The organism is Streptomyces sp. NPDC053541 (assembly GCF_044544705.1).
In the GTDB taxonomy this organism is placed as follows: Bacteria; Actinomycetota; Actinomycetes; order Streptomycetales; family Streptomycetaceae; genus Streptomyces.
Genome location: NZ_JBITXM010000002.1, coordinates 620,090 through 632,863 on the forward strand (window position 1 = coordinate 620,090; position 12,774 = coordinate 632,863).

Below are 12,774 nucleotides of genomic sequence, written 5' to 3' on the forward strand. Positions count from 1 at the left end.
GAACCGATTAGGCTGAGGTGTCTCGCACATCGGGACGCCGCACGACGGAGTGCGGAGACAGAACGTGACAGGAGGGGTGGCAAGTGACCACCGAGCTGCGCCGGCTGCGCAACTACATCAACGGGGAGTTCCGGGACGCGGCCGACGGCCGCACGATCGACGTGATCAACCCGGCCACCGGCGAGGTGTACGCCACCTCCCCGCTGTCGGGCCAGGCCGACGTCGACGCCGCCATGGAGGCCGCCGCGGCCGCCTTCCCCGCCTGGCGTGACACCACGCCCGCCGAGCGCCAGAAGGTCCTCCTGAAGATCGCGGACGCCTTCGAGGAGCGCGCCGAGGACCTGATCGCCGCCGAGGTCGAGAACACCGGCAAGCCGGTCGCCCTCACCGCGAGCGAGGAGATCCCGCCGATGGTGGACCAGATCCGCTTCTTCGCGGGTGCCGCCCGGCTGCTCGAGGGCCGCTCGGCCGGCGAGTACATGGAGGGCATGACCTCGATCATCCGCCGCGAGCCGGTGGGCGTCTGTGCCCAGGTCGCGCCGTGGAACTACCCGATGATGATGGCCGTGTGGAAGTTCGCCCCGGCGCTCGCCGCGGGCAACACCGTCGTCCTCAAGCCCTCGGACACCACCCCGGCGTCCACCGTGCTGATGGCCGAGATCATCGGCCAGATCGTCCCCAAGGGCGTCTTCAACGTGGTCTGCGGCGACCGCGAGACCGGCCGCGCCATGGTCGAGCACCCGACCCCGGCGATGGCCTCCATCACCGGCTCCGTCCGCGCCGGCATGCAGGTGGCCGAGTCGGCCGCCAAGGACGTCAAGCGCGTCCACCTGGAGCTCGGCGGCAAGGCCCCCGTCGTGGTCTTCGAGGACACCGACATCGACAAGGCCGTCGAGGACATCTCCGTCGCCGGCTTCTTCAACGCCGGCCAGGACTGCACGGCCGCCACCCGCGTGCTCGTCCACGAGTCCATCCACGACGAGTTCGTCGCCGCGCTGGCCAAGGCCGCCGCCGAGACGAAGACCGGTCAGCCGGACGACGAGGACGTGCTCTACGGCCCGCTCAACAACGCCAACCAGCTCACGCAGGTCTCCGGCTTCATCGACCGCCTCCCGGCGCACGCCAAGGTCGAGGCCGGCGGCCACCGGGTCGGCGACAAGGGCTACTTCTACGCCCCGACCGTGGTCTCCGGCCTCAAGCAGGACGACGAGATCATCCAGAACGAGGTCTTCGGCCCCGTCATCACCGTCCAGTCCTTCACCGACGAGGCCCAGGCCCTGGAGTTCGCCAACGGCGTCGAGTACGCCCTGGCCTCCTCGGTCTGGACGAAGGACCACTCCCGCGCGATGCGCATGTCCAAGGCGCTCGACTTCGGCTGCGTGTGGATCAACACCCACATCCCGCTCGTCGCCGAGATGCCCCACGGCGGCTTCAAGAAGTCCGGCTACGGCAAGGACCTCTCGGCGTACGGCTTCGAGGACTACACGCGCATCAAGCACGTGATGACCTCCCTCGGCTGACCCGCACCGAGCCCCGCGCGGCCCCGGCACCTTGATCGACAAGGTGCCGGGGCCGCGCCCTTCCGGTCGACGGAACGTCCATTGCCGCAGCTCGGAGCCCGCCGGAAAGCTGGGCGGGTGACCAGGACGACAGCGAAGACCATGACCCGCCGCGCGCTGCTGCGCGGACTCGGTGGCACCGGCGCCGGCGCGCTCCTCGCCGGCTGCGGGGTGCCGCCCGCGTACGTCGAGCCGGACGACCGCGCGGGACGCGACCTGTCCGCGGGCGAACGGGTGCTCGCCTTCGCCAACTGGCCGCTCTACATCGACACCGACGAGGACGACGAGGCCAGGCGGCCCACCCTGGACGCCTTCACGCGGCGGACCGGGATCTCCGTGCGCTACACGGAGGAGATCAACGACAACGACGAGTTCTTCGGCAAGATCAGCCCCTCCCTGATGAACCACCAGGAGACCGGCCGCGACCTCGTCGTCATCAGCGACTGGATGGCCGCACGCTTCGTCCGCCTCGGCTGGGTCCAGGAGATGGACCGCTCCCGGCAGCCCCACGTCGCGCGGCACCTCGACCCGCTGCTGCGCACGCCCGCCTTCGACCGCGGCCGGCTGCACTCGGTGCCCTGGCAGTCCGGCATCACCGGCATCGCGTACAACCGCCGGAAGCTCGGCCGGGAGATCCGCTCCACCCGCGACCTGTGGGCCGACGACCTGCGCGGCCGGGTCACCCTGCTGTCCGGCCTCGACGAGTCCTTCGCGCTGCTCATGCAGGGCAACGGCGTCGACGTCACCCGCTGGACCGCCGACGACTTCCACGCCCTGTGCGAGCAGATCGAGGGACTCGTCCGCCGGAAGCACATCCGCCGCTTCACCGGCAACGACTACATCAAGGACCTCTCCACCGGCGACGTCCTCGCCTGCCAGGCCTACTCCGGCGACGTCATCCAACTCCAGGCCGACAACCCCGACATCGCGTTCGTCGTCCCCGAGGAGGGCGCCGAACTGTGGGCCGAGTCCCTGCTGATCCCCAACCTCGCCGCGCACAAGACCAACGCCGAGCAGCTGATCGACTACTACTACGAGCCCGAGGTCGCCGCCGAACTCGCCGCCTGGGTCAACTACGTCTGCCCGGTCCCCGCCGCCCAGGCCGTCCTCGCCGACTCCGGCGACGAGGACCGCGCCGCCCTCGCCGAGGACCCGCTGATCTTCCCGGACGCCGCCATGCGCCGCCGCCTGGCGATCGCCCGGGACATCGGCCCCGAGGAGCGCACCGAGTTCGCCCGGCGCTGGAACGCGATCGTCGGTCTGTGAAACGGGCGGCGCCGCCCGCACCCGCGCCCCACCGTGATAAGCCGTACGCATGACCGAAACGGGGATCAACTCGGCTGTCACGTACGGACTGTTCGCCGCCTGGGCGCTGCACGACGCCGAGGAGGTGGTGTACGGGCCGCGCTGGATGCGGGAGCACCTGCCGGAGCTGAAGGAGCGCTTCCCGGGGGTGCCGGAGCGGGTGTGGCGGGCCCTCGGCTCGGTGGACGAGCGCGAATTCCGGGCGGCCGTCGCGGTGATGGCGGTGATCGTGGGCTCGGCCGCCGTGGCCGGGGCCCGCTCCGGCGGTCGGTCCGCCTTCTACCAGGGGGCGTTGAACGGCTTCGGCCTGCACGGCCTGGTGCACCTCGCGCAGGCCGCGGTCGTGCGCGGGGTCACGCCCGGCTCGGTCACCTCGCCGCTGCTCGTCGTGCCGTTCACGCTGTGGGCGCGCGGCCGGCTGCGGCGGGCCGGGGTGCTGCGGCCCGCCCGGGGCAGGGACGTGGCGGCCGGGCTCGCCCTCGCGGCCGGGGCGACCGCCGTCTCGCACGCCGTCGCGCGCACGCTCGCCCCCCGTTTTTGAACGCGTTCATGAGGGGCGTACGCTGCCCCCATGAGCGACACGAACGGGCCCAGAGCCCTCCTCAAGCGCATCCGCGTCTGGCTGGTCGTCTTCATCGTCTGTCTGGTGCTCAGCGGGGCCACCGCGTTCCCGCTGGTCACCGAACTCCGGCTGCTCGACGGGGCCCTGGACACCTGGGCCGCCCCGCTCGGGCACGCCTTCCCCGGGCTCGCCGAGTGGATCGCCCGGGTGCGCGGCGGCCTCGAAGGAGCCGACGCCGAAGCCCCGTACCTCCTCTACGGCACCGACTGGCTGGCCTTCGCCCACCTCGTCATCGCCGTCGCCTTCTACGGGCCCTACCGCGACCCGGTCCGCAACATCTGGGTGATCGAGTTCGGCATGATCGCCTGCGTCGGCATCGTCCCGCTCGCCCTGATCTGCGGACCGGTCCGCGGCATCCCCTTCTGGTGGTCGGTGATCGACATGTCCTTCGGCGTGTTCGGCATCCTGCCGCTGCTCGCCGTGCGCCGGCTGATCAAGCGCCTGGAGGCGCTCGGCACGGCCGCGGACGCCGGGCCGGCCGGGACCGGACTCACTCCGACGGCGGGCCGTACGTCGCCAGCATGAGGTCCATCGCCACCCGGTTCATGTCCCGGCCCTTCGCGTCGGTCGAGTGGACCCCGTAGACCAGGGTCCGCTCGCCGTGGCGGGTCGAGGCCATGGCCGCGTTGGAGCCCCAGCGGCCACCCGTCTTCCCCCACACCTCGCGCCCGCCCAGCTTCTTCATCGACAGGCCGACCGCGTACGCGGCCGGGGCGCCCGACCCGAAGTCCGTCACCTTCGGCAGCGTGAACATCTCCTCGAGGAGCGGCCCGCGCACCACCCGGCCCGCGAACAGCGCCCGGGTGAAGCGCTCCAGGTCGGCGGTGGTGGAGATCAGGTCCCCGGCCGCGAAGCCGTCCGTCGCGCCCCACACCGTGACGTCCCGCAGCCCGGTCGTCCCGTCGTCGAGCCGCATCCACTGGTAACCGTGGTTGTGCCGGCCCTCGATCCGCGGGCTGTCGCCGGGGAAGTACGTGTCCCGCAGCCCGAGCGGCCGCAGCACGCGCGCCTCCACCTGGTGCGCGTACGTGTCACCGGTGACCCGCTCCACGAGCAGACCCGCGATCGTGTAGCCGATGTTCAGATAGTGCTGGCGCTCGCCGGGGGCGAACTCGCGCGGCCGCGCCGTCGCCGAGCGCACCAGCTCGCGCGGGTCGTACGTGACGAAGCGGCGCGCGTACCACTCCTCGACCGTCTCGCCCGGCAGCTCCGCCGCCGGGATGCCGTGCGTGTGGTTGAGCAACTGGCGCACGGTGACCCCGCCGTACGCGGCCGGGATCAGCTCCGGCAGATACCCGCGGACCGGGCGGTCCAGGTCGATCCGGCCCTCCGAGGCGAGCTGGAGGACCACCGCCGCCGTGAACACCTTGGTCACCGAACCGGCCCGGAACCGGCCGCCCGGGTCCGCCGGCCGGTTCGTCCTCAGGTCGTGCACGCCCGCGCTGCCCCGCCAGGCGCCCTCCGTGCCACCGACCCGGACCAGGGCCGCCGTCGCGTCCTTCGACGGGAGGCCGGCGAGCGCCGCCTCCAGGGCGGCGGTCGGGACGGTGTCGGGCACGGTGGCCGGGACCGCCGCCCCGGCCGCGACCCCGGGGGCCGGCGCGGCGGCGGCCGGCAGCACCGCCGGACCTCCGGCGACGCCCAGGACCAGGGCGGCGGCGAGCAGCGTGCGGGTGGGTTTCCTCATGTCGACTCCATGGGTGCGAACCGGCTTTCTCGATCGCCACCATCCTGCTGACCAGGCACGATCCACGGATCGCCCGCACCGGCGGTCCCCGCCGCTCAGCCCCTCGCCCACCCGGGGGAGCCGCCCGCGCCGTGACCTCCCCCGGCCGGGGGAGCGCCCGCCGTCACCAGACCCGTCTCGTACGCGCAGATCACCGCCTGGATCCGGTCCCGCAGCCCCAGCTTGGCCAGCACGTTCCCCACGTGCGTCTTCACCGTGTGGTCGCTCACCACCAGCTCCGCCGCGATCTCCGCGTTCGACAGGCCCCGGGCGAGCAGCAGCAGCGTCTCCCGCTCCCGGCCGGTCAGCACGTCGAGCCGCGGATCGGGCCGCGGGTCACGGCGCGCCGGGCCGCCCGCCGTGTACTGCTCCACCAGCCGCCGGGCCACCGACGGGGCAAGCAGCGCCTCGCCCGCCGCGACCACCCGCACCGCGTGCACCAGGTCGTCCCGGCGCACGTCCTTCAGGAGGAAACCGCTCGCGCCCGCGTGCAGCGCCTCGTACACGTACTCGTCGGCGTCGAAGGTCGTCAGCATCACCGTCCGGCAGGCCGAACCGGCGGAGATCGCCCGGCAGGCCTCGATGCCGTCCATCACCGGCATCCGGACGTCCAGCAGGGCCACGTCGGGGGAGTGCCGCCGCACCGCCGCCACCGCCGCCGCGCCGTCCCCGGCCTCCGCGACCACCTCGATGTCCTCCTGGACGTCCAGGATCAGCGCGAAACCGCTGCGCACCAGCTCCTGGTCGTCCGCCACCACCACCCGGATCGTCACCCCGGCACCTCCCGCGTCTCCACGACCCGCCCCAGCGGGAGCACCGCCCGCACTTCGAAGCCCCGCCCGTCCGGGCCGGGGCCGGCCGAGGCCGTGCCGCCGTGCGCCGCCGCCCGCTCGCGGACCCCGACCAGACCGTGCCCGGCCGTGCCGCCGGGCCGGGGCCCGCGACCGTCGTCCGTCACCCGGACCTCCAGCTCGGCGGGCCGGTGGTCCAGGCACACCGTGACCGCGCGGGCCCGGGCGTGCCGGACCGTGTTGGTCAGCGCCTCCTGCACGATCCGGAACACCGTCGCCCCGGTCGCCTCCGGCAGCGGGCGCCCGGCGCCCTCCGTCACGTACCGCACGTCGAGACCCCCGGCCCGCACCCGGTCGAGCAGCGCGGGCAGCTCCCCGAGCCCGGGCTGCGGGGCGCGCGGCGCCGCCGGCCCGGTGGTGTCCTCGCGCAGCACGCCCAGCATCCGGCGCAGCTGCACCATGGCGTCCCGGCCGGTCGCCGAGATCGCCTCGAACGCGGCCTCCGCCCGCTCCGGCGCCGCCCGCACCGCGACCGGTCCGGCCTCCGCCTGCACGATCATCAGGCTCACCGCGTGCGACAGGATGTCGTGCATCTCCCGGGCGATCCGGGCCCGTTCGCGCGCCGCGGCGCGCTCCGCGTCGGCCCGGTGCGCCCGCTGCCGGGCGTCGGTGAGCCGCCCGAAGGCGTAGGCGGCGCCGAACACGAAGAGGGAGAAGGTGAGTTCGCGTGCCGACCGGGTGTTGAGCCACACCGACACCGGCACCGCGACCGCCACCAGGGCCCCGGCCGCGAGCCGCTTCCCCGGCGGCGAGAGCACCGCGATCGTGTAGAGGCAGACCAGGCCGGTGTACGGCAGCGGCTGGCCCGGGCCCTCCAGGGCCAGCCGGTAGAGCCCGCTCGTCGCGACGACCGCGAGCAGTACCGCCAGCGGGGCCCGGCGGCGCCACACCAGCGGCACGACGGTGAGCGTGGTCAGCCCGTACGCCGGCCAGGTCGCCGGCTCCAGTTCCGGTCCGCGCGGCACCACGAACGGCATCGTCATCGCCGCCTGCACCAGCAGCGCCAGACCGACGTCGACCGCCCACGGATTGGCCTCGGCCCGCGACCGCAGCCGCTCGGCGAGCGCGCGGGCCCGCGCCGCCGGGTCCCGCCGTTCCGTCCCCCCTGCGCGCATTACGGCTTGCGGGCCACCGCGCCGTACTGCGCCACGTCCGTCCCCTCCGGGTCGCGCCAGCGGGAGCAGGACACGATGCCCGGCTCCAGCACGTCGAGGCCGTCGAGGAAACCGGCGAACTCGGCGCGGCTGCGGGCCGTGATCGGCGGGGTGGCGTGCGCGTTCCAGAACTCCATGGCCGCCACGTTGGCCTCGCCGCCCACCTCGGGGTCGTAGGTGGGGTGGGTGATGACCAGGTAACTGCCGGACGGCACCGCGGCCATCAGGGTGCGGACCACCGAGCGGGCCTCGTCGAGGTCGAGGACGAAGTTGAGGATGCCCAGTATCAGCACGGCGACCGGCCGGGTGAGGTCGAGCGTGCCGGCCGCCGCCGCGAGGATCCGCTCGGGGTCCCGGGCGTCCGCGTCCACATAGGCGGTGGCGCCCTCGGGGGTGCCGGTGAGCAGCGCCCGGGCGTGGGTGAGGACGATCGGGTCGTTGTCGACGTAGACGATCCGGGCGTCCGGGGCGATCCGCTGGGCGACCTCGTGGGTGTTGTCGGCGGTCGGCAGGCCGGTGCCGATGTCGAGGAACTGGCGGATGCCGGCCTCGGCGGTCAGATGGGTCACCGCCCGGCCGAGGAACGCGCGGTCCGCGCGGGCCACCGCGCCGATGCCGGGGTGCAGCGCGGTCACCCGGTCGCCGGCCTCCCGGTCCACCGGGTAGTTGTCCTTGCCGCCGAGCCAGTAGTTCCAGACGCGCGCGTTGTGCGCGATGTCGGTGCGGATCCTGTCGTTCATCCACGGACCTTTCGCAAGACGGCGGCCAGGGCGTCGACCCGGTTCGTGGTGATCGAGTCGACCCCGTTCCCGATCAGCTTACGCATGTTCCGTTTCGTGTCCGGGGTCCACACCGAGACCAGCAGACCGGCCCGGTGCACCCGCTCGACCAGCTCCCGACTCGCAAGGCCGAAGCGGTAGTTGAGCCACTTCGGGCGGACCGCGTCGAGCAGCACCGGGCGCGGCGGGGCCAGCGTGTTCCAGGTCAGCGCGATCTCGGCGGCCGGGTCGGCGGCCCGGACGTCCAGCATGGCCGTGCCGCCCGCGCAGTACAGCACCCGCTCGGCCGCGCCGCACTCGCGGACCGTGCCCACGATCGTCCGCACCGAGGCCGCGTTCCCGCCGGGCAGGTCCAGCATCAGCCGGTGCGGGCCCGCCGCGATCAGCGCCTCGCGCAGCGTCGGCACCCCGTCCCCGGTCAGCTCCCGCAGTTCGCCCAGGCGCAGCGCGGCCAGCGGCCGGTCGAAGCCCCACAGGCGCTTCAGGCCCTCGTCGTGCAGCAGCACCGGGACGCCGTCCGCGGTGAGCCGGACGTCGACCTCCACCACGTCCGCGCCCCGCTCGAAGGCCGAGACGATCGAGGGGACGGTGTTCTCGCGGACGCGGTAGGGGTCGCCGCGGTGGGCTACGAGGGTCACGGGGGCCATGGACCCCATTCTGCTGAATGTCAGGCGCTCAGCCAGCGCTCGGTGTACGTGTCGATCTCCTCGGCGAGCCGCGCCTTGCCGGCCTCGTCCAGGAACGAGGCCTCCACCGCGTTCTTCGCGAGCGCCGCGAGACCGCGCTCGTCCAGGCCGAGCAGCCGGGCCGCGACCGCGTACTCGTTGTTGAGGTCGCTGCCGAACATCGGCGGGTCGTCGCTGTTGATGGTGACGAGCACCCCGGCCTCCACCATCCGCTTCACCGGGTGGTCCTCCAGGCGCTCCACCGCGCGGGTCGCGATGTTCGAGGTGGGGCACACCTCCAGGGCGATCCGGTGCTCCGCCAGGTAGGCCAGCAGCTCCGGGTCGTGCACCGAGCTGGTGCCGTGGCCGATGCGCTCGGCACCCAGCTCGCGGATGGCGTCCCAGACCGTCTCCGGGCCGGTGGTCTCGCCCGCGTGCGGCACGGACCGCAGCCCGGCCGCCCGCGCCCGGTCGAAGTACGGCTTGAACTGCGGGCGCGGCACGCCGATCTCCGGCCCGCCCAGACCGAAGGAGACCAGGCCCTCGGGCCGCAGCTCGACGGCGAGCCGCGCCGTCTCCTCGGCCGCTTCCAGACCCGCCTCGCCCGGGATGTCGAAGCACCAGCGGAGCACCACGCCGAGCTCCTTCTCGGCCGCGAGCCGGGCGTCCTCGATGGCGTCCATGAAGGCGCGCTCGTCGATGCCGCGGCGGGTCGAGCTGTACGGGGTGACGGTCAGCTCCGCGTAGCGGATGTTCTGCCGGGCCATGTCCCGGGCCACCTCGTAGGTGAGCAGCCGCACGTCCTCCGGGGTGCGGACCAGGTCCACGACGGACAGGTAGACCTCGATGAAGTGGGCGAAGTCGGTGAAGGTGAAGTAGTCCGTCAGGGCCTCGGGGTCGGTCGGGACCTTGGAGTCGGGGTGACGGGCCGCCAGCTCGGCGACGATGCGGGGCGAGGCGGAGCCGACGTGGTGGACGTGCAGCTCGGCCTTGGGCAGCCCCGCGATGAAGGCGTGAAGGTCGGTCATCGGGTCATCGTAGGCCGGGGCCCGCCGACCGGAGCGTTCCCCCGGACGGGGGAGGCCGTAGCATGGCGTGACCACATTGGGGGAGGCACATGTCCGACAACAGAGACCAGCCCGCGGACCCGTGGGCGCCGCCGAACCAGGACGGCGTCGAACTGAGCAAGGCCGACCGGCCCGCGGTCCACGACCAGCCCACCATCGCCTCGATGCCGGGCGCCGAGCTGCCACCGCCGCCGGCCGCGCCGGGCGGCGCCTTCGGCCCGCCCGCGACGCCCACGCCCACGCCCGCCGCCGGCACGCCCGGGTACGGCTACCCGCCGGCGCCGGCCCCCGCGCCGTACCCCGGTTACGGGGCGGGGTACGGCGGACAGCCCCCGGGCTGGGGCCAGGCGCCGTCCAACGGCATGGGCACGGCCGCCATGGTGGTCGGCATCATCGCGGTGGTCATCTTCTGCTTCTACGGACTGCCCAGCCTGATCCTGGGCGTCCTCGCCGTGATCTTCGGCGTCATCGGCCGGAAGCGGGTGCAGCGCGGCGAGGCCAACAACGGCGGCCAGGCCACCGCGGGCATCGTCCTCGGCGCCATCGGCATCGTGCTCGGCATCCTGATGCTCGTCTTCTACGGCTGGGTCTTCGCCAACGTCGACGATTGGGAGAAGAGCGGCAACGACTCCTGGGACACCTCCCTCGTCGTCGAGGGACGCTCCTAGCCGGGCCGGACTCCTGGCCGGACGGAACCGGACCGGCGGACCGCTGGTCCGGCGGACATGCCGAAGGGGGCCGCGCACGGCCCCCTTTCGCATGTCCGGACCCGGTCAGTGCAGCCGCTCGCGGGCCTCCATCAGGGCGAAGCCCAGCAGGTTCAGGCCGCGCCAGCGGTCCGGGTCCCCGGCGGCCGGGTCGTCCGCGGCGAGCCCGATGCCCCAGACCCGGTCCACCGGGCTGGCCTCCACCAGGACCCGGGAGCCGGTGCCGAGCAGGAAGGACCGCAGGCCCTCGTCCGAGGCGAACTTGTGGACGCTGCCCTCCACCACGATGCCGAAGCGCTCGCGGCGCCAGACCTCCTCGTCGAAGCCGCGCACCAGCCGGCCCTCCTTCTTCGCCTGCGCAGGAGAGGCGGCCGCCAGCGCCGCCCGCTCCGCCTCCGGGTCCTCGAACAGGCGCGCCTTGCGCGCCATCATCCAGTGTTCCGCGGTCGCGTAGCGCACGCCGTCCACCTCGAAGGGCGACGGCCACCACTGGCTCAGACAGCTCGCCGAGAGCCGTCCGGAGGGGTGCGGGCGGTGGCCCCAGAAGTGCAGCCACTTGACCCGTGCTCCACTTCTGACCTGCTGTTTCAGGGAATCCAGTTCGTTCATGCATGCCACTGTTCCAGTTGCCACGGACACTCCGTACGGCAATTTCCCGCCGTCCTCGACACATTGATCGACCGATTCCGTCGCGTAACCAAAAGGCAACAACGGAATCACTTGTTGGACCGGGAGCCCTCTGCCAGGATCGGCACTCAACTCGAGCGGGAACAACGGAGAGCGTCATGGGCAACCGCTTCCAGGTGTCGGACCGTTTCGCGGACGGCGCGCAGTACATCGGCGGGAAACTCCGCCACGGAACCTCGGAGCGGGAGCACGCGGTCGTCGACCCGGCCACCGGCGAGACCGTCCACACCTACACCCTCGCCTCGACCGAGGACGTGGACGCGGCCGTCGCCGCCGCCAGGGAAGCCTTCCCCGGCTGGTCCGGCGCCACCCCGGGCGAGCGCTCCGACGCGCTGCACCGCTTCGCCGGGGTCCTCGCCGAGCGGGCCGAGGAGTTCGCCCGGGTCGAGTCCCTCCAGTGCGGCAAGCCCATCAAGCTGACCCGCGAGTTCGACGTGCCCGGCACCGTCGACAACACCGCCTTCTTCGCGGGCGCCGCCCGGCACCTCCAGGGCCAGTCGGCCGGCGAGTACTCCGGCGACCACACCTCGTACGTCCGGCGCGAGGCGATCGGCGTCGTCGGCTCCATCGCACCCTGGAACTATCCGCTGCAGATGGCCGCCTGGAAGATCCTCCCGGCCGTCGCCGCCGGCAACACCGTCGTCCTGAAGCCCGCCGAGCTCACCCCGCTGACCTCGCTGATGTTCGCCCGGGCGGCCACCGAGGCCGGCATCCCCGACGGCGTGATCAACATCGTCAACGGCGCCGGCCGGGTCGCCGGCGAGCACCTGGTCGGCCACCCCGACGTGGCCATGACCTCCTTCACCGGCTCCACCGGCGTCGGCAAGCGGGTCGCCGAGATCGCCACCGGCACCGTCAAGCGGCTCCACCTGGAACTCGGCGGCAAGGCCCCCTTCGTCGTCTTCGACGACGCCGACCTGGAGGCCGCCGCCCACGGCGCCGTCGCCGCCTCCCTCATCAACAGCGGCCAGGACTGCACCGCCGCCACCCGCGCCTACGTCCAGCGGCCGCTGTTCGACGCCTTCGTCGCCCGCGTCGCCGAGCTCATGGAGACGGTCCGCCTCGGCGACCCCTTCGACCCCCAGACCGACCTCGGCCCGCTCGTCAGCCACGCCCAGCGCGACCGGGTGGCCGGCTTCGTGGAGCGGGCCCGGGCGTACGCCACCGTCGTCACCGGCGGAGAAGCCCCTGGTGGCGAGCTCGAGAACGGCGCATACTACCGTCCCACCCTGATCACCGGCGCCGCGCAGGACAGCGAGGTCGTGCAGTCGGAGATCTTCGGACCGGTCCTGGCGGCCCTGCCCTTCGACGGCGACGACGAGGGCATCCGGCTCGCCAACGACACCCCGTACGGCCTCGCCGCCTCCGCCTGGAGCCGCGACGTCTACCGGGCGAACAGGGCCACCCGCGAGATCAAGGCCGGCTGCGTCTGGGTCAACGACCACATCCCGATCATCAGCGAGATGCCCCACGGCGGCTACAAGGCCTCGGGCTTCGGAAAGGACATGTCCGCCTACTCCTTCGAGGAGTACACGCAGGTCAAGCACGTGATGTTCGACAACACGGCGGTGCCCGCCAAGGACTGGCACCGCACGATCTTCGGGGACCGATAGCACTCGCCGTCCGACCAGCGGCACCCACCCACCCGGAAG

Annotated in this window: 13 protein-coding genes; 6 read left to right on the forward strand and 7 right to left on the reverse strand. The window is 73.0% G+C overall.

All coding sequences use genetic code 11. The features are described from left to right. The first annotated feature begins 83 nt into the window (after window positions 1-83). The 4 genes from ACIGW2_RS06880 to ACIGW2_RS06895 all read left to right on the forward strand — a co-directional run bounded on the left by ACIGW2_RS06880 (window position 84) and on the right by ACIGW2_RS06895 (window position 4,011). Window positions 84-1,520: a gamma-aminobutyraldehyde dehydrogenase gene (locus ACIGW2_RS06880; RefSeq protein ID WP_391652698.1), complete on the forward strand. Its 1,437-nt coding sequence runs from the start codon at window positions 84-86 to the stop codon at window positions 1,518-1,520. A gap of 141 nt (window positions 1,521-1,661) precedes the next feature. Continuing rightward, window positions 1,662-2,825 carry a spermidine/putrescine ABC transporter substrate-binding protein gene (locus tag ACIGW2_RS06885; RefSeq protein WP_399841719.1) on the forward strand — a complete coding sequence of 388 codons (1,164 nt, stop codon included), beginning with the start codon at window positions 1,662-1,664 and terminating at the stop codon, window positions 2,823-2,825. Window positions 2,826-2,874: 49 nt separating this feature from the next. After that, the gene (locus ACIGW2_RS06890; protein ID WP_391652699.1) at window positions 2,875-3,405 is read left to right on the forward strand and encodes an HXXEE domain-containing protein; all 531 of its coding nucleotides are present in this window, start codon (window positions 2,875-2,877) and stop codon (window positions 3,403-3,405) included. A 30-nt stretch (window positions 3,406-3,435) separates the two neighbouring features. Further along, window positions 3,436-4,011, forward strand: a complete 576-nt coding sequence (locus ACIGW2_RS06895; protein ID WP_391652700.1) for a hypothetical protein — start codon at window positions 3,436-3,438, stop codon at window positions 4,009-4,011. Here the strand turns inward: ACIGW2_RS06895 and ACIGW2_RS06900 are convergent. The 6 genes from ACIGW2_RS06900 to ACIGW2_RS06925 all read right to left on the reverse strand — a co-directional run bounded on the left by ACIGW2_RS06900 (window position 3,977) and on the right by ACIGW2_RS06925 (window position 9,689). Then, window positions 3,977-5,173 (reverse strand): serine hydrolase domain-containing protein, encoded by a 1,197-nt coding sequence (locus tag ACIGW2_RS06900; protein WP_399841559.1) that lies wholly within the window; start codon window positions 5,171-5,173, stop codon window positions 3,977-3,979. The two genes, ACIGW2_RS06895 and ACIGW2_RS06900, sit on opposite strands and share 35 nt — an antisense overlap. Window positions 5,174-5,268: 95 nt before the next feature. Next, window positions 5,269-5,985, reverse strand: coding sequence for a response regulator transcription factor (locus ACIGW2_RS06905; RefSeq protein WP_361586186.1), 717 nt, complete (start codon window positions 5,983-5,985; stop codon window positions 5,269-5,271). Next, window positions 5,982-7,178, reverse strand: a complete 1,197-nt coding sequence (locus ACIGW2_RS06910) for a sensor histidine kinase (RefSeq protein WP_399841563.1) — start codon at window positions 7,176-7,178, stop codon at window positions 5,982-5,984. Before ACIGW2_RS06910 ends, ACIGW2_RS06905 begins: the two co-directional genes overlap by 4 nt. Then, window positions 7,178-7,957, reverse strand: coding sequence for an SAM-dependent methyltransferase (locus ACIGW2_RS06915; protein ID WP_391652703.1), 780 nt, complete (start codon window positions 7,955-7,957; stop codon window positions 7,178-7,180). The genes ACIGW2_RS06910 and ACIGW2_RS06915 overlap by 1 nt, the downstream gene beginning before the upstream one ends. After that, window positions 7,954-8,643, reverse strand: coding sequence for a glycerophosphodiester phosphodiesterase (locus tag ACIGW2_RS06920; protein ID WP_399841566.1), 690 nt, complete (start codon window positions 8,641-8,643; stop codon window positions 7,954-7,956). Before ACIGW2_RS06920 ends, ACIGW2_RS06915 begins: the two co-directional genes overlap by 4 nt. 20 nt (window positions 8,644-8,663) lie before the next feature. Further along, on the reverse strand, window positions 8,664-9,689 hold the full coding sequence (locus ACIGW2_RS06925) for an adenosine deaminase (RefSeq protein WP_356062029.1): 1,026 nt from the start codon (window positions 9,687-9,689) through the stop codon (window positions 8,664-8,666). Between the two features lie 89 nt (window positions 9,690-9,778). Here ACIGW2_RS06925 and ACIGW2_RS06930 point away from each other — a divergent pair, with 89 nt between their 5' ends. After that, window positions 9,779-10,396: a DUF4190 domain-containing protein gene (locus tag ACIGW2_RS06930; protein ID WP_391652706.1), complete on the forward strand. Its 618-nt coding sequence runs from the start codon at window positions 9,779-9,781 to the stop codon at window positions 10,394-10,396. Between the two features lie 105 nt (window positions 10,397-10,501). On the opposite strand, the gene ACIGW2_RS06935 is transcribed toward ACIGW2_RS06930, so the two are convergent. Further along, window positions 10,502-11,044, reverse strand: coding sequence for an NADAR family protein (locus tag ACIGW2_RS06935; RefSeq protein ID WP_399841569.1), 543 nt, complete (start codon window positions 11,042-11,044; stop codon window positions 10,502-10,504). A gap of 176 nt (window positions 11,045-11,220) precedes the next feature. Here ACIGW2_RS06935 and ACIGW2_RS06940 point away from each other — a divergent pair, with 176 nt between their 5' ends. Continuing rightward, window positions 11,221-12,735 (forward strand): gamma-aminobutyraldehyde dehydrogenase, encoded by a 1,515-nt coding sequence (locus tag ACIGW2_RS06940; RefSeq protein WP_391652708.1) that lies wholly within the window; start codon window positions 11,221-11,223, stop codon window positions 12,733-12,735. Window positions 12,736-12,774 lie beyond the last annotated feature (39 nt).